The organism is Sulfuricaulis sp. (assembly GCF_041499725.1).
Lineage (GTDB): Bacteria > Pseudomonadota > Gammaproteobacteria > Acidiferrobacterales > Sulfurifustaceae > Sulfuricaulis.
This window is the reverse complement of sequence record NZ_JBGQKW010000013.1, coordinates 1-15132: the sequence shown is the minus strand read 5'-3', so window position 1 is coordinate 15132 and position 15132 is coordinate 1. Positions and strand designations below refer to the sequence as shown.

At 60.2% G+C, this 15132-nt stretch carries 15 protein-coding genes and 1 tRNA gene; 3 read left to right on the top strand and 13 right to left on the bottom strand.

Annotation, left to right across the window (positions count from 1 at the left end; translation table 11 throughout):
* The first annotated feature begins 5 nt into the window (after positions 1 to 5).
* A complete protein-coding gene (locus ACC569_RS03940; protein WP_372522193.1) occupies positions 6 to 722 on the top strand; it encodes an FHA domain-containing protein in 717 nt (238 codons plus the stop codon).
* A 1-nt stretch (position 723) separates the two neighbouring features.
* Here the strand turns inward: ACC569_RS03940 and radA are convergent, their stop codons facing one another.
* The 6 genes from radA to rpsF form a co-directional block, all read right to left on the bottom strand.
* Positions 724 to 2085 (bottom strand): DNA repair protein RadA, encoded by a 1362-nt coding sequence (gene radA / locus ACC569_RS03935; protein WP_372522192.1) that lies wholly within the window; start codon positions 2083 to 2085, stop codon positions 724 to 726.
* Positions 2086 to 2181: 96 nt separating this feature from the next.
* Positions 2182 to 3282, bottom strand: a complete 1101-nt coding sequence (gene alr / locus ACC569_RS03930; RefSeq protein WP_372522191.1) for an alanine racemase — start codon at positions 3280 to 3282, stop codon at positions 2182 to 2184.
* On the bottom strand, positions 3283 to 4644 hold the full coding sequence (dnaB, locus tag ACC569_RS03925; RefSeq protein ID WP_372522190.1) for a replicative DNA helicase: 1362 nt from the start codon (positions 4642 to 4644) through the stop codon (positions 3283 to 3285).
* A gap of 193 nt (positions 4645 to 4837) precedes the next feature.
* Positions 4838 to 5287 (bottom strand): 50S ribosomal protein L9, encoded by a 450-nt coding sequence (gene rplI, locus ACC569_RS03920; RefSeq protein ID WP_372522189.1) that lies wholly within the window; start codon positions 5285 to 5287, stop codon positions 4838 to 4840.
* 23 nt (positions 5288 to 5310) lie between these two features.
* The gene (rpsR, locus tag ACC569_RS03915) at positions 5311 to 5535 is read right to left on the bottom strand and encodes a 30S ribosomal protein S18 (protein WP_372522188.1); all 225 of its coding nucleotides are present in this window, start codon (positions 5533 to 5535) and stop codon (positions 5311 to 5313) included.
* Positions 5536 to 5546: 11 nt separating this feature from the next.
* Positions 5547 to 5957 (bottom strand): 30S ribosomal protein S6, encoded by a 411-nt coding sequence (gene rpsF, locus ACC569_RS03910; protein WP_372522187.1) that lies wholly within the window; start codon positions 5955 to 5957, stop codon positions 5547 to 5549.
* A gap of 455 nt (positions 5958 to 6412) precedes the next feature.
* On the opposite strand from rpsF, the gene ACC569_RS03905 reads away from it, so the two are divergent.
* The gene (locus ACC569_RS03905) at positions 6413 to 7387 is read left to right on the top strand and encodes an MBL fold metallo-hydrolase (protein WP_372522224.1); all 975 of its coding nucleotides are present in this window, start codon (positions 6413 to 6415) and stop codon (positions 7385 to 7387) included.
* A 193-nt stretch (positions 7388 to 7580) separates the two neighbouring features.
* On the opposite strand, the gene rlmB is transcribed toward ACC569_RS03905, so the two are convergent.
* Both rlmB and rnr read right to left on the bottom strand, forming a co-directional pair.
* Positions 7581 to 8327 (bottom strand): 23S rRNA (guanosine(2251)-2'-O)-methyltransferase RlmB, encoded by a 747-nt coding sequence (gene rlmB, locus ACC569_RS03900; protein ID WP_372522186.1) that lies wholly within the window; start codon positions 8325 to 8327, stop codon positions 7581 to 7583.
* A 1-nt stretch (position 8328) separates the two neighbouring features.
* The gene (gene rnr / locus ACC569_RS03895; RefSeq protein ID WP_372522185.1) at positions 8329 to 10614 is read right to left on the bottom strand and encodes a ribonuclease R; all 2286 of its coding nucleotides are present in this window, start codon (positions 10612 to 10614) and stop codon (positions 8329 to 8331) included.
* A 62-nt stretch (positions 10615 to 10676) separates the two neighbouring features.
* Here rnr and ACC569_RS03890 point away from each other — a divergent pair.
* Positions 10677 to 10763, top strand: a tRNA-Leu gene (locus tag ACC569_RS03890).
* A gap of 29 nt (positions 10764 to 10792) precedes the next feature.
* On the opposite strand, the gene ACC569_RS03885 is transcribed toward ACC569_RS03890, so the two are convergent.
* The 5 genes from ACC569_RS03885 to ACC569_RS03865 all read right to left on the bottom strand — a co-directional run bounded on the left by ACC569_RS03885 (position 10793) and on the right by ACC569_RS03865 (position 15047).
* Positions 10793 to 11449: a hypothetical protein gene (locus ACC569_RS03885; RefSeq protein ID WP_372522184.1), complete on the bottom strand. Its 657-nt coding sequence runs from the start codon at positions 11447 to 11449 to the stop codon at positions 10793 to 10795.
* 269 nt (positions 11450 to 11718) lie between these two features.
* Positions 11719 to 12180 carry a hypothetical protein gene (locus ACC569_RS03880; RefSeq protein WP_372522183.1) on the bottom strand — a complete coding sequence of 154 codons (462 nt, stop codon included), beginning with the start codon at positions 12178 to 12180 and terminating at the stop codon, positions 11719 to 11721.
* A gap of 154 nt (positions 12181 to 12334) precedes the next feature.
* On the bottom strand, positions 12335 to 13627 hold the full coding sequence (locus tag ACC569_RS03875) for an adenylosuccinate synthase (protein ID WP_372522182.1): 1293 nt from the start codon (positions 13625 to 13627) through the stop codon (positions 12335 to 12337).
* Positions 13628 to 13641: 14 nt separating this feature from the next.
* Positions 13642 to 14826, bottom strand: a complete 1185-nt coding sequence (locus tag ACC569_RS03870; RefSeq protein ID WP_372522181.1) for an ATP phosphoribosyltransferase regulatory subunit — start codon at positions 14824 to 14826, stop codon at positions 13642 to 13644.
* 32 nt (positions 14827 to 14858) lie between these two features.
* Positions 14859 to 15047 carry a DUF2065 domain-containing protein gene (locus ACC569_RS03865; protein WP_372522180.1) on the bottom strand — a complete coding sequence of 63 codons (189 nt, stop codon included), beginning with the start codon at positions 15045 to 15047 and terminating at the stop codon, positions 14859 to 14861.
* Between the last annotated feature and the right edge of the window lie 85 nt (positions 15048 to 15132).

Below are 15132 nucleotides of genomic sequence, written 5' to 3'. Positions count from 1 at the left end.
ATAAAATGGCCAAGATCATCATCAAGTTCAGCAACGAGGTCATCGACCACATCGACCTGAAACAGGGCGACATGAAAATCGGCCGCAAGCCGGGATGCGAAATCATGATCGACAACCTGGCCATCAGCGGCGAGCACGCCAACATCTTCACCGTAGGCGAGGACTCGTTCATCCAGGACATGGGCAGCACCAACGGAACGTTCATCAACAACAAAAAAATCACCAAGCATCACCTGAAAAATGGCGATGCCGTCGTTATCGGCAAACATACGCTGGTTTATCTGACCGAATCGGCGCGCGCCAGGGAGCCGGACGATTTCGCCAAAACCGTCATCATCAGTCCCGCCGCCCGCGAGCCCATGGAACCCAGACCGGTGCCCACACCCGCACCGCCCGTGGCAAGTGAATCTCCGGCCATCACGGTGGAGACGCCAAAAAAGGACGCGCCGCTGCCCAAGGTGGATCGGCACGGCGCCCTCTTCGTGCTGAGCGGTGTGAACAGCGGCAAGCGCATTGAACTGATGAAAAAAATCACCAACCTCGGCCGCACCGGCAAAACCGCCGGCACCATCGCCCAGATCGGCGACAGTTATTTGCTCACCCCAGGCGATGATGAGCATCCGATGCTGAACGGCAAGCCGATCCCGAAGGAAGGATCGAGGCTCAAGAACGGCGATCTGATCGAGGTTTCCGGGACGCGCCTGCAGTTCTACCTGAAGTAACTCAGCCCAGCAGCTCGAGCGCCTCCGTCAGGCGTCGTACCGGCAACAGCTCGATGCCGGCATCGCCCTTTTTCGGCATATTAGCGGCCGGCACCAGTGCGCGCTTGAAGCCGAGCTTGGCTGCCTCGCGGATGCGTTCCTGTCCACGCTGCACCGGCCTCACCTCGCCCGCCAAACCCACTTCGCCGAAGGCGACCAGGTCTTTCCCCAGCGGCCGGTTGCGCAGGCTGGATATCGTTGCCGCCAGAATCGCCAGGTCCGCCGCGGTTTCCATCACCCGCACGCCGCCGACGACATTCACGAATACATCCTGATCGTAGGTCGCGATGCCCGCGTGGCGGTGCAGCACCGCCAGCAGCATCGCCAACCGGTTGGTATCGAGCCCCACGCATACGCGCCGCGGATTGGTCAAATGACTCTGATCCACCAGCGCCTGTACTTCCACCAGCAACGGACGCGTACCCTCCTGGGTAGCCAGCACGATGCTGCCCGGCACCGCATCGCCATGACGGCTGAGAAACATCGAGGACGGATTACCCACTTCGCGCAGTCCGGTCTCGGTCATGGCGAACACGCCGATTTCGTTGATCGCGCCGAAACGGTTCTTGATCGCACGGATGATGCGAAACGCGCTGCCGGTATCGCCCTCGAAATACAGCACCGTGTCCACCATGTGTTCGAGCACGCGCGGTCCGGCCAACGTGCCCTCCTTGGTGACATGCCCGACGAGAAATAGCGCGGTGCCGGTCTGCTTGGCGAAGCGCACGAGCTGGGCGGCGGATTCGCGCACCTGGGCGACGCTGCCCGGGGCCGACTGGAGGATTTCGGTGTACATCGTCTGGATGGAGTCCACGACGATGACCTGCGGGCGCTCGTCCTGCGCGCAGGCGATGATCTTTTCAACCTGATTCTCCGTGAGCAGCCGCAGACGATCGCCCTTGAGCCCGAGACGCCGTGCGCGCAGCGCGATCTGGTCCGACGATTCCTCGCCGCTGACGTAGAGCACCTGGGCGCCATCGCCGATTGTGGCCAGCGCCTGGATCAGCAAAGTGGATTTGCCGATGCCCGGATCGCCACCGATCAGCACCACCGATCCGACGACGAGCCCGCCGCCCAATACGCGATCGAGTTCGCTGACGCCGGTCGGAATGCGCGCGATTGTTTCCGCTGCGACCTCGGCCAGATAGCGCGCCGGCACCGGCTCGCCGTACTGGCGCCCGGCGCGCGCGTGGGAGGCGGAGGTCACCGCGGTTTCGTAGAGCGAATTCCAGGCGCCGCAGGACGGACACTGGCCGACCCATTTGGGCGTGCTCGCGCCGCACTCATTGCAGGTGAAAACCGATTTTGTTTTGACCTTGGGCATAAATCGAATAGACAGGATTAACGGGGCTTCGCAAGATGAACAGAATTTTTGAAAAAATCTTTCACACTGTAGTCCTGTGAATCCAGTTTAATCTTGTTAGTCCTGTGAATTTTTTTGTTGATTGACCGCAACCCGCGGGACGCGTTCGGTCACGTGGCACATGAGTTCGTAGGCGATGGTACCGGCATTCTTCGCCACGTCCTCGATCGGCAGTCCCTGGCCCCACAGCACCACCGGGTCGCCGACTTTCGCCTGCGGCTGCATGCGCAGGTCGAGCGTGATCATGTCCATGGAAACCCGGCCTATCAGCGGCACGCGGTGGCCATTCACCAGTACCTGGGTGCCGGAGGTGGCGTGGCGTGGATAACCGTCGCCATACCCGATCGCGGCCACGCCCACCGGCATGTCTTCCGGGCAGCGCCAGTCGCCGCCATACCCGATCGCGTCACCTTTGCGCCGCGGGTGCACGGCAATCAGCGTCGTCTGCAGTGTCATGACGGGCTTGAGATCCAGTTCTGCGGCGCTTAGCTGCGTTAGCGGTGAGGCGCCGTAAAGCATGATGCCCGGGCGCACCCAGTCGAGATGGCTCTGGGGCCAGACGAGGATGCCGGATGAGTTGGCGAGGCTCGATTCAAGATCGAGGCCAGCCGTGCAGGCCAGAAAACAATCGATCTGGGATTTGGATTCGGGATCGGATGGGATATCCCCGCGCGCGAAATGCGACATGAGGCGGATTTCCGCCACCGCGCTGAAACCGCGCAGCCGTTTCAGGGCATCCGGCACGGACGCGGGTGCAAAACCGAGGCGGTGCATGCCGGTGTCGATCTTGAGCCAGACGGAAAGTTTCAACGACGGCGACGCGTGTGCCAGCGCCTTCAGCTGACCCTCTTCGTGTATCGCCGGCGCGAGCTTATGCTTCGCCAGTAACGGCAGCTCATCGGCGGAGAAAAAACCTTCGAGCAGACAGACGGGATGAGTGATGCCCGCCGCGCGCAGCTGGATGCCCTCTTCCACGCTGGCAACACCGAAGGCGTCTACATTGTCACTCAAGGTGCGCGCCACCCACGCCAGGCCGTGCCCGTAACCGTCGGCCTTGACCACGGCCATGATACGGGCGCGCGGCGCGCGCAAACGGACCTGTTGCAGGTTATGCCGTAGCGCCCCGGCGTCCACCTGCGCGCGCGCCGGTCTGCTCATTCAGGAATTCCCGTCGTAGCCGGCCGTGGTGTAATTTTCAAAGCGGGTGTATTCCCCGAGGAAGGTCAGGCGGACTTCGCCGATCGGGCCGTTACGCTGCTTGCCGATGATGATATCGGCGGTGCCCTTGACCGGACTGTCCTTGTTGTAGACCTCGTCGCGGTAGATGAAAAGAATGACGTCGGCGTCCTGCTCGATGGCGCCGGATTCGCGCAGGTCGGACATGACCGGTCGTTTGTCGGTGCGGCTTTCCACGCTGCGATTCAGCTGCGACATGGCGATCACGGGGACGTCCAGTTCCTTCGCCAGGCCCTTCAGCGCGCGCGTGATATTGGAGATTTCCGTGGCCCGGTTCTCCTCCGTCCGCTCGGTGGACTGCATGAGCTGGAGGTAGTCGATGATGATGAGACCCAGACCGTGCTCGCGTTTCAGGCGCCGGGCGCGGGCGCGCAGCTCCATCGGCGTGAGCGCCGGGCTGTCGTCAATGAAGATCGGCGCTTCGTTCAGCAGACTGACCGCCGAGGTCAAACGCGGCCAATCGTCGTCATCCAGCTTGCCGGTACGCACGCGGTGCGCGTTGATGCGTCCCAACGAGGCCATCATGCGCAGCGCCAGTTGCGTCCCTGGCATTTCCATGCTGAAGACCGCCACGGGTATTTTATTGCCTACGGCGGCGTTCTCAGCAATGTTCATCGCCAGGCTGGTTTTCCCCATCGACGGCCGCCCGGCGATAATGACGAGATCGGAGCCCTGCAGCCCGGAGGTCATTTCGTCGAGGTCAGAAAAGCCCGTGGCCACACCGGTAATCGAGGATTTCGAGCGGAATAGCTCGTCGATACGGTCAACGGCCTTGCTGAGCAAAATATTCAGGGGGTGGAAATCGCCGCGCCGGTGGCCCTTTTCGCTGATATCGAAGATGCGTTTTTCAGCCAGATCGAGCAATTCGTTGGCCGAGCGGCCTTCGGGCGTGTAGATCGCGGAGCTGATGTCCGAGGCAGCGCGCGCCAGTTCGCGCATGACCGAACATTCTCGCACGATGGCGGCATAAGCGACGATGTTGGCGGCGCCGGGAGTGTTGTTGGCGAGCGAACCCAGATAAGCAAGACCGCCCGCAGCGGCGAGCTCGCCGCTGCGTTCAAGCCACTCCGAGACGGTGACCACGTCCGCCGGGCTGCTTTCCTCGCACAGCGCGGAGACTGCTTGATAGATGAGGCGGTGTTCGCGACGGTAGAAATCGTCGGCGGTAATGATGTCGGCGATGCGGTCCCAGCCCTGATTGTCGAGCAGCAGGCCGCCGAGCACGGACTGCTCGGCCTCAACGGATTGCGGCGGGACCTTGAGCGATTCGGTCGCCGACTCCATCCCTCGCCTGGAAATGGCTCGTTCCTCCACCGATCCCCCCTGATGCTGGACTGCCGTTTCTTCCCGTCGGCAGCGATTATTGCGAGTGTGTCCGGCCTTCGTTCAAGAACATCCGTGCCGGGTCAACAGTCAGTCATTATATATCGCAACCCGCCCATTTTAACAAATGCGGGGTTCACCCGATGATTCGGTGTTATTTTTCGCCGACAACCGAAACGATGACCTTGAAGTTGACCTCGGGATGCAGCGACACGGAAATTTCGTGATCGCCGATTTCCTTGAGCGGACCGCGGTCGAGATGAACTTCCGACCGCTCCAGCTCGAAGCCGGCCTGCTCCATGGCCTCGCAGATGTCGCGAATGCCGACGGAACCGAAGAGTTTTCCTTCCTCGCTGACCTTGCGCAGGATCTGCAGGGTCATCCCGGTCATCCTCGCGGCGCGCGCCTGCGCTTTTCCGAGCGCATCGGCCTGGGCCATTTCAAGCTTGGCGCGTTGCGCCTCGAACTTGGCGCGGTTCGCGTCGTTGGCGGTGACCGCCTTGCCGTAGGGAATGAGATAGTTGCGCGCAAAACCGGATTTCACCTTGACCTGTTCGCCAAGGTTTCCCAGGTTGCGCACTTTTTCAAGCAGAATGACTTCCATCGTTCAAACCTCGAGATGTGCGTTTAATGACTGTCGCAATACGGCATCAGCGCCAGATAGCGCGCAAATTTGATGGCGCGCGTCAGTTGCCGCTGGTAATGGGTCTTGGTGCCGGTGTTGCGGCACGGGATGATGCGGCCCGTTTCCGTGATGTACCCGCTGAGCACCGCCAGATCCTTGTAGTCGATCTCTTCCACCTTCTCGACGGTGAAGCGGCAGAATTTTTTGCGTCGGAAAAAACGTGACATGGTCGTGCTCCTTAAATCTGGTCAGGCGCGGCGGGTTCCGCCGCATCGATATCAACGCCTTCGATTTCCGGGGCGGACGGCGCGGGAGCGGCCGATTTTTCCTCGTTCTCCTTCACCAGCGGCGAAGGGGTGGTAACGGCCTGCTTGCGCTTGATGACGAGCGAGCGCAGCACCGCGTCGTTGAAGCGGAATGCGGATTCCAGTTCACGCAGGGTCGCGAGTTCGCACTCGATGTTCATGAGCACGTAGTGCGCCTTGTGCACTTTATTCAGGGGATAGGCGAGCTGGCGGCGGCCCCAGTCTTCGAGGCGGTGAATCGAGCCCTTCGCGGATTCGATCATCGTGCGGTAACGCTCGATCATCGCAGGCACTTGCTCGCTCTGGTCCGGATGAACCAGAAACACGACTTCATAATGACGCATGCAACACTCCTTATGGATAAACATCAGCCTTCCGCTGCCGTTTTATTGTTGTTATCGGCCGGTAAGGCAAGGTGAAAGAGCGCGGCATTCTATTACAAACAAGGGGTTATGCCAAGCTCGGCCGGAGCTGCCGGACGACCTCGAATCATCAGTCCTGCCCCTCCTCTGAGATATCCAGGATTTCAGCCAGAAAACATGGCCAGTCCCTGATGTCTCCGGACGAATAGTCCTACAATTCACGGCATTCCCGTTCACCCTTCGACAAACTCAGGGCGAACGACGGAGGGGTGTTTCTCTACCATTTTCGGGTGTTATTATTTTAATAAGTTTATAAGAACAAAGATCATTTTTACTTTGGACAGAATTGTGCACCTCAATGGTGTTTTTCCAGCCGAATTTTCGGGTGTCTACTTTTAGTTAGCCGTCGTCACGATCGAGGAGACTCCGTGCAACGAATGCTCACTCCGGTCGACTGCGTCGAGTTCCTAGTCCTCGTGGATAACAGTCTCGACAGCCTCTCCAGCGTTCCCAAGCACGTGTCGCTCGAATGGCCTCGCCTGATGCGTCATGGAATGAAGGAGCTTTCCGGCGAAGGGCAATGCTGTGCAAACCACGGACTATCGCTTGTGGTCACGGCCCGAAGAGGGGGCGTCTCGCACGCGGTGATGTTCGATGCAGGGCCGGAGAATTACGTTCTGGAACGCAATGCGCCACGGCTCGGCGTCGATTTTTCGACGATTGAAGGAATCGTTCTTTCTCATGGTCACTGGGACCACGCGGGTGGACTCCCTGCGGCCATTCGTTCCACTGTTTCTGCTGGCGATGGTCGCCCGATTCCAGTGTTCGTCCATCCGGGAATGTTTCGTCAGCGTGCACTAACGCTACCCTCAGGAACCATCCTTCCGATCAAGGCGATCCCCAATCCCAGCGAGTTGATGGACCTAGGCGCACGAGTCATAAGTTCCGCGCAACCACAAATCATCCTTGAGGATTACTTCTGGATTAGCGGAGAGATTCCGCGAGTCACCTCTTATGAGCAGGGTTTTCCGGGCCACTTGCGCCGATCGGAGGACGGAGCATCCTGGGAGGCTGATCCTCTCATTATCGATGAACGATTTCTTGCCGTTGACGTCCGAGGCAAGGGCGTTGTTGTCTTCACTGCTTGCTCGCATGCCGGCGTTGTAAACGTGTTGCGACATGCTCGCGATACGTTTTCACCAGTGCCGCTTTACGCCGTAGCCGGGGGCTTTCATCTTTCTGCTGCAAACGAGCGAATCATTCCAGAGACAGTTGCGGACCTCGGTTCGTTTGGATTAACGGTGATCGCACCGGGTCACTGCACCGGCTGGCGGGCGACGAACGCCTTGGTTAGAGCGTTCGGTGAAGACGTCGTGACACCTTCTGCGGTGGGGAAGACCTATGTCATTTGAGTCAATTGGAGTAGCGGCTCCGACGGCTAACCTCTCGCTCAACCCGGACGCCTTGCCGGCGGCGCTTACGCGCCGTCCGCTCGGCGCCGGTTAGCTTGGTTCGTTAAGTTACCCAAATGGAGTTTATGCCGTCATTCTTGATGGCATAACAATGAACATCTGACACCGCCATCTTCACGGCAACTCTACTACTCTATTTCTCGCTCTGCCGCTGACGCACAGCCTCGAAAAGACATACTCCTGCCGATACGGAAACATTCAGACTTTCCACGCTCCCGGCCATGGGGATGCGCACCAGCATGTCGCATTCTTCCTGCGTCAATCGCCGCAGCCCTTTGCCCTCACCGCCCAATACCAGCGCCAGCGGACGGCGCAGGTCGGAGTGGAAGATATCGGTGTCGGCATCCTGACTGGCACCAGCGAGCCAGATGCCGGCCTCTTTTAGCGCGCGCAGGGTGCGCGCCAGATTCACCACTTGATACACAGGGATAGATTCCACCGCCCCGCTCGCGGCACGACGGGCGACGGCGCTCAGCGGTGCGCTGTGCTCACGCGGCACGATCACCGCGTGCGCACCGGCAGCATCTGCGGAACGCAGGCAGGCGCCGAGATTGTGCGGGTCCTGCACGCCGTCCAGCACCAGCAGCAATGGCATCGGCGGCAGCTGCGCCAAAAAAGTTTCGAGGTCCTGCTCCTTGCGCACCGGCGTCTCGCGCAACCGCGCCACCACACCCTGGTGCCGCATGCCGTCCACCAGGCGGTCGAGCGCGGCGCGCGGCGATTTGTGAACTTTCACGCGCGCATCGTGTGCCGCCTGAATCACCGAGGACACGCGTTTATCCTCGCGCGCGTCGCTGACCCAGATCTCCTCGACTGTCTGCGGATTGTTCTTCAACGCGGCAAGCACCGCGTGCAGGCCGCAGATGCAATTCTCTTCCATGTCAGCGGCGGCGCTTGCCCCGGGGTTTTCGCGATGGCTTGCCTGCGCGCTTGGTTTCCTGCTTGCCTTCAGCGGGACGGCGCTTGGGGCCCGCGGCACGCTTGCCGGCGGGGGCAGCGCCAGCGATCTCGAAATCGAGCTTGGCCTCGTCCAGATCGACGCGCATCACGCGCACGCGCAGCTTGTCGCCAAGACGATAGGTTTGTTTCGTACGCTCGCCTATCAGACGGTGATGCGCCGCGTCGAAATGATAATAATCGTTGCCGAGCGCCGTGATGTGCACCAGGCCGTCCACGTAGACTTCCACGAGTTCGACAAAAATCCCGAAGTTCGTGACGCCGCTGATGATGCCGTCGAATTCCTCGCCGATCTTGTCCATCATGTACACCGCCTTGAGCCAGCGGACGACTTCGCGCGTGGCCTCGTCGGCGCGGCGCTCGGTGAGCGAACAGTGCTCGCCCTGCTGCTTGGCCAGCTCCGGCGTCATGCCCGTGGGGCGGCGCGCGATGATGTCCTTGATCGCGCGGTGCACCAGCAGGTCCGGGTAACGGCGGATCGGCGAGGTGAAGTGCGTGTAGTTCGGATACCCGAGCGCGAAATGGCCGATGTTGTCCGGGCTGTACACCGCCTGGCTCAGAGACCGCAGCAACACGGTCTGAATCAGGCGCGAGTCGGATCGCTCTTCCACCGCCTTGATGAGCTTGGAGTAATGCTGCGCCTGCGGCTTGTCGCCGCCGCCGAGGGAGAGCCCCATCTCGGTCAGGAATTCGCGCAGGTTGCTCAGTTTTTCCGCCGTCGGCCCTTCGTGAATGCGATACGGCGCCGGGACCTTGTTTTTCCGCAGGATTTCCGCGGCGCAGACATTGGCCGCGAGCATGCACTCCTCGATCAGGCGATGCGCGTCGTTGCGCTGCAAGGGAATAATGCGCTCGATCTTGCGGTTCGCGTCGAACAGGATGCGCGTCTCCGGCAGCTCGAAATCCACCGCGCCGCGCTTCATGCGCGCGGCGTGCAGGATATGGTAAAGCCCGTGTAACGTTTCCAGGTGCGGCACGACGTCGGCGTACTCGCGCCGCAGCGCGGCATCCTTGTCCGCCAGCATGGCCGCCACCTTGGTGTAGGTGAGGCGCGCGCGCGAGCGCATGACCGCTTCCAGAAACCGGTATTTGAGTATCTTACCGCTGCCGTCGATCTCCATCTCGCAGGCCATGCACAGACGATCCACGTGCGGATTGATGGAACACAGACCGTTGGACAGCGCCTCCGGCAGCATCGGAATGACGTGCTGCGGGAAATAAACCGAGTTGCCGCGCGCGTAGGCCTCGCGGTCCAGCGCCGCGCCGGGCTTGACATAATAGGACACGTCGGCGATCGCCACGATCAGACGCCAAGTGTTTCCCGTATGCTCGGCAAAAACGGCGTCGTCAAAATCGCGCGCGTCCTCACCGTCGATGGTCACAAGCGGTATGTCGCGCAGATCGAAGCGCCCCTGGGCGGCCTGCGCCGGCACCTCGGGCGCGAACTGTTCTGCCTCGCGCGTCACAACCTCCGGCCAGACGTGGGGAATGTCATGCGACCGGACCGCCACCTCGATTTCCATGCCCGGCGCCATATTATCGCCCAGCACCTCGATGATGCGCCCGCCGGGCGCGCGGTGCCGCGTGGGGAGTGACGTGATTTCCGCGACCACGATCTGTCCTTCCCGCGCCTGGCCTTCATCGCCACGCTGAATGACAATATCGTGCGCGATGCGCTTGTCGCCCGGTACCACGAAACCCATGCCGTCACGTGCATCGTAGCGGCCGACGATGGTCGTGTGCGCCCGTTCGAGCACCTCGACCACCACGCCCTCGCGCCGTCCGCGCGGGTCCACGCCGGTGACGCGCGCCATCACGCGGTCGCCGTGCAGCACCTGGCGCATTTCACGCGGCGGGAGAAACAGGTCCTCGCCTTCCTCCTCGGGGATCAGGAAGCCGAAACCGTCGGGGTGACCGGTGACGCGTCCGCAGACCATGTCCATCTTGCTGGCGATGCCGTAGAGGTCGCGGCGGTTCTTCAGAATCTGGCCGTCGCGTTCCATGGCGCGCAAACGGCGCAAGAACGCATCTTCATCGCGCTCGTCCTTGACGCCCAGCTCGGCCGCCAGCGTTTGCAACGGCAGGGGTTCGTTGTGCTCGGCCAGCAGCGCCAGGATGGCCTCGCGGCTGGGCACGGGAAACTCGTATTTTTGTTTTTCCCGTTCCACCATGGGGTCCTGGAACGGTTTTTTAGGCTTTCGCGTTGACATAAAATTTATCTCTCGGTAGAGTGCGCCGTCCTGCCGGCTCCCGTATGATTTACGGAGTCCATGCCGAGGTGGCGGAATTGGTAGACGCACTAGCTTCAGGTGCTAGCGGGCGCAAGCTCGTGGAGGTTCAAGTCCTCTCCTCGGTACCATTTTTTCATTAGCGCCGTTAAAGTTCCATTCAGCGGCTGACCGGTGCTGCGCGTGCAGGCAGCAAAAGAGCCGCTAGATCTACATACAAGCTGCTGGCTCCCCCGATGTTTTCCTTCTTGAAACCTGGCTCCACACCCCGATAAATATCAGTCATTGAAAGATTAGGAAACAAACGAGGTAAGACTTTGACATCTTCATCAAATGCGTCAACAAAGTCGACTTTGGTTCCCGTGACGACAGCCATCGTGGAATTGGTTACGGTAAAAATGAACGAACCTATGTATGTTGCTTTTCCGGGTTTAATTTTAAATTTTATACTAAACGGCTGAGTTTGGCTGAGATGCGCCACTCCGCTTTGAACACCCCAACTATTTATTTCGTACTCGCCCGGAGTTAACTCAGTAACCTGTAATTTTCCCTCTGGATCATGAAAGTCACTGCCTCTAGTAAAAAAATAGGAAGCAAAGGCATCATTCCCGCCAGCTTCGAAATAGCCTTTATCCTTATTGTCCAATCCTTTGAAATAAACTCTATAGGCGGAATAACGGCCATGAAATTTTACAGATCCGATCAACAGGCCGGTTTTCGAATCCGGTGATAACGAAAAATCTTTCGAAACGTCTGGAGTAGCACAACCGACCAAGATCAAGCTTACAACCGCAACTACTATAATTCTTGTTTTCATGTCACCCCCTATCTTAAAGAAGCGGCTCAATATTTTCGAAGAGATCACGAAATATCAGGCCACCACCTGGATTGGCACCACAAGGCCATTTAATAACCTATACGTCGTATCCTCGGTACCAGATTTATTCATGACGCCGATAAGTTTTCACGAACCGGCGTCAGTTCCGGAAAATTCAGCAGTCAGGTTTTCCCCTTCCGAACGCTGCACCACGCATGCGGCACGCAGTTTATCACGCCCCGCCTCTGGCTTCTCAATTTTGATCGGGATCAGAGCTTTGGTTTGCCGCCCGGCCCCAGGACTTTCCCCGGTCCGTAAAAGCCGGCGCAGCCGTTACCATGGGCGCGCCATGAAACTACCTTGTCCGAGGCATCGACGATAAAACTGAATTCACAATTTGTCTCGTACGGCGTCTGCGGAAAATAGGTCCCGGGAATGACGATGACGTGCTGACCTTTGTCGGAGGTGAAGGTTTGGATGGTGGTAGGTGTTTCGTAGCCGGGGAACACCCCCTTCTCCTTCCAGGCCCACGTATACACGCGCTGGCCATCGGTGAGTTTTCGCTCGATGTAGTTATAGCCAAACACACGCTGGAGATCGGCAATGGGAACACCGATGTATTGATTCATCATCTGCTCGAAGTGCGCGGTGGAGGCGCACGAAGACAGCAGGATCAGCGACAATAATCCTGCGATACGGACGGCGGACATTCCCATGATGCGCATGCGCATATCGTATGAATGATCAACGAGAACAGTGCTGTTCTTGTCCTCTGTCGTTGGACAAGAAAAAATCACGATTGTTCGTGGTCACCCACACCGGAAAATCTGCCTTAACGACTGGCCAACAGGTCGGTTAAAGGAAACCTTCCTGAAGTGACATCCCTCATTCAAACGGGTGCCGCAGGATGATCGTGTCGTCGCGCTCAGCACCGGTGGAGATAAGGTCAATGCGCGCCTCGGTGAGTTCCTCGATCTTCTTCAGATACTTCTGCGCGTTGAGCGGCAGCTTGTCGAGGCTCCGTACACCCAGCGTGGATTCCTTCCAGCCCGGCAGCTCCTCGTAGACCGGCTCGCATTTCGAAAGCGCATCCGCGCCGCTCGGCGGCGTCGTGCGCAATTTGCCTTCATAGCGATAAGCAATGCACACACGGATGGCATCGAGTCCGTCGAGCACGTCGAGCTTGGTTACGCACAGGCCCGTCACGCCGTTTAATTGATTCGAGCGGCGCATGATCACGGCGTCGTACCAGCCGCAGCGGCGCTTGCGGCCGGTGGTCGAGCCGAATTCCTTGCCGCGTTCGCCCAGACGGTCACCGATGCCATCGTTGAGCTCGGTCGGAAACGGGCCCGCGCCGACGCGCGTGGTATAGGCCTTGGTGATGCCCAGCACATAATCGAGCCGTCCCGGCCCGACGCCGCTGCCGGTGGCGGCAGCCCCGGCGCAGGTATTGGAGGACGTGACATAAGGATAAGTCCCATGATCGATATCCAGCAACGCACCCTGCGCGCCTTCGAACATCACGCGTTTGCCTTCGCGCCCGTACTGATGCAGCAGCTCGGGGATATCCGCCACCATGGGACGCAGCCGTTCGACAAACCCGAGGCACTCGTCCAGCGTCTTCTGGAAATCGACGGTATCGTACTGGAAATAATTCTTGAGCGCGTGGTTGTGATACTCCATCACGCTCCTGAGTTTTTCGCCGAAGGTCTTGGTGTTCATCATGTCGCCCACGCGCAGGCCGCGGCGCGCGACCTTGTCCTCGTAGGCCGGACCGATGCCGCGCCCGGTGGTGCCGATCGCGGCCTTGCCGCGTGCCTTCTCGCGCGCATGATCCAGCGCCACGTGATGCGGCAGGATCAGCGGGCAGGATTCGCTGACGCGCAGCCGTTGCATGGCGTCCACGCCGCCGCGCCGCAGTTCCTCGATTTCCTCGAACAGCGCGGCGACGGAAAGCACCACGCCGTTGCCGATGAGACACATGACACCGGCGCGCAGCACGCCTGAAGGGATGAGGTGCAGCACCGTCTTCTTGCCGTTGATGACGAGCGTGTGCCCGGCGTTGTGCCCGCCCTGGAAGCGCACTACCGCGTGCGCACGGTCGGTGAGCAGATCGACGATTTTCCCTTTGCCTTCGTCACCCCACTGGGTGCCGACCACCACAACGTTCTTAGCCATGATTTCCGGTTTCTTTATTTGACAGGTTGAGCGACCCAGCGGCCGTTTTTGTTGACGAGTTCCTGATCGCAGCCAAAGTCAGACGCGGGAGACGTATCGCCCGCCAGACGCATCACCACGCGCCGGCCTTCGGCGCGCAATCGCGTCACTTCCGCCTGCAACGTCGCGCCGCCGCCATCCGGCGCGAGAATCCCGGCCAGCACGGCGGTCGGCGTCGCCGTGAGCCGCAGCCATTGCCGCAAGTCCGCACCAAACCCGGTGGCGGCGCGTTCGCGCCCGAACGTGCGCCCGATGCCGTCATAACGTCCGCCGCGGGCAATCGCGCGTCCATGGCCCGGCACAAAGGCCGAAAACACCACGCCGGTGTAATAGTGATAGCCGGAGAGTTCCGCGAGATCGAAATATAACGCCTGTTGGCCCGGCCGCTGCATCGCCAGATTGACTGCCGCCTCCAGCTCATCCAGCGCACGGGTGACCTGTTCCGGGGCACCGCGCAGCTGTTCGCGGGCGCGCACCAGCACCTCCCGTCCGCCGCTAAGATCCAGCAAACCGGCGATCATGCGCTTCGGCGCGGCGGCGGCGTCGCTACCGGCGAGCAACGCTTCGACTTCGTTGCGCGCCTTGCGCTGCAGCGCATCGAACAAATCCTTTTCCCGCTCCGCGCCCAGGTTCGCCTGCGCCGCCAGGCCGCGAAACACTCCGACGTGGCCTAGATCGATGTGCGCCTCACGAATGTCCGCGAGCCGCAACGCCGCGATCATCAGGCTCAGGACTTCGGCGTCGGCCTGCGAGCCGGCGTAGCCGAACAGCTCCGCACCGAACTGCAAGGGTTCGCGCGATCCGCCGAACTCGTCCGGACGGGTGCGCAGCACCGAGCCGGCATAGCACAGGCGGACGGGGGCACTGCGTTTGAGATAGTGCGCGTCAATGCGCGCCGCCTGCGGCGTCATGTCCGGGCGCATGCCCATGAGACGCCCGGTCAGCTGATCCGTGACCTTGAACGTCTGGAGATCGAACTCACTGCCGGCGCCGACCAGCAGCGATTCCAGATACTCGATGAGTGGCGGCATCACCAACTCGTAGCCCCAGCCCTCGAACAGGTCGAGCAGGCCCCGGCGCAAAGTCTCCGCGCGCCGGGCTTCGGCGGGCAGGATCTCTTCCACGCCTTCGGGCAGCAGCCAGCGGTCTTTCGTTGACATGTGAATGATGTCGGAACAGGAAATGCTTTATGTTAATGGTTAACGACGTACAGCAAAACCACGCCGATTAACATGCAGGTCAGGCCCACGAAGCGCAATTGCGAGTCACTCAAATGATGAATGGCCGCCAGAGCCTTGCGTAGCCCGTCCGGGCTGAGAAAGGGGAATACGCCCTCCAGTATCAGCAACAATGCCAGCGCGATCCACAAGTCATGCCACATAGCCAAAGTCGGCCAAGGCTGCTTATCGGGTGGGTTTCTTCATGTATTTGAAGAAATCCGAGCTCGGATCCACGATCATGATGTC

What these genes read in the sequence shown, in the direction of transcription:
- ACC569_RS03940 (WP_372522193.1), top strand. Translation starts at nt 6, where the DNA reads ATGGCCAAGATCATCATCAAGTTCAGCAACGAGGTCATCGACCACATC.
- radA (WP_372522192.1), bottom strand. Translation starts at nt 2,085, where the DNA reads ATGCCCAAGGTCAAAACAAAATCGGTTTTCACCTGCAATGAGTGCGGC.
- alr (WP_372522191.1), bottom strand. Translation starts at nt 3,282, where the DNA reads ATGAGCAGACCGGCGCGCGCGCAGGTGGACGCCGGGGCGCTACGGCAT.
- dnaB (WP_372522190.1), bottom strand. Translation starts at nt 4,644, where the DNA reads ATGGAGTCGGCGACCGAATCGCTCAAGGTCCCGCCGCAATCCGTTGAG.
- rplI (WP_372522189.1), bottom strand. Translation starts at nt 5,287, where the DNA reads ATGGAAGTCATTCTGCTTGAAAAAGTGCGCAACCTGGGAAACCTTGGC.
- rpsR (WP_372522188.1), bottom strand. Translation starts at nt 5,535, where the DNA reads ATGTCACGTTTTTTCCGACGCAAAAAATTCTGCCGCTTCACCGTCGAG.
- rpsF (WP_372522187.1), bottom strand. Translation starts at nt 5,957, where the DNA reads ATGCGTCATTATGAAGTCGTGTTTCTGGTTCATCCGGACCAGAGCGAG.
- ACC569_RS03905 (WP_372522224.1), top strand. Translation starts at nt 6,413, where the DNA reads ATGCTCACTCCGGTCGACTGCGTCGAGTTCCTAGTCCTCGTGGATAAC.
- rlmB (WP_372522186.1), bottom strand. Translation starts at nt 8,327, where the DNA reads ATGGAAGAGAATTGCATCTGCGGCCTGCACGCGGTGCTTGCCGCGTTG.
- rnr (WP_372522185.1), bottom strand. Translation starts at nt 10,614, where the DNA reads ATGTCAACGCGAAAGCCTAAAAAACCGTTCCAGGACCCCATGGTGGAA.
- ACC569_RS03885 (WP_372522184.1), bottom strand. Translation starts at nt 11,449, where the DNA reads ATGAAAACAAGAATTATAGTAGTTGCGGTTGTAAGCTTGATCTTGGTC.
- ACC569_RS03880 (WP_372522183.1), bottom strand. Translation starts at nt 12,180, where the DNA reads ATGCGCATGCGCATCATGGGAATGTCCGCCGTCCGTATCGCAGGATTA.
- ACC569_RS03875 (WP_372522182.1), bottom strand. Translation starts at nt 13,627, where the DNA reads ATGGCTAAGAACGTTGTGGTGGTCGGCACCCAGTGGGGTGACGAAGGC.
- ACC569_RS03870 (WP_372522181.1), bottom strand. Translation starts at nt 14,826, where the DNA reads ATGTCAACGAAAGACCGCTGGCTGCTGCCCGAAGGCGTGGAAGAGATC.
- ACC569_RS03865 (WP_372522180.1), bottom strand. Translation starts at nt 15,047, where the DNA reads ATGTGGCATGACTTGTGGATCGCGCTGGCATTGTTGCTGATACTGGAG.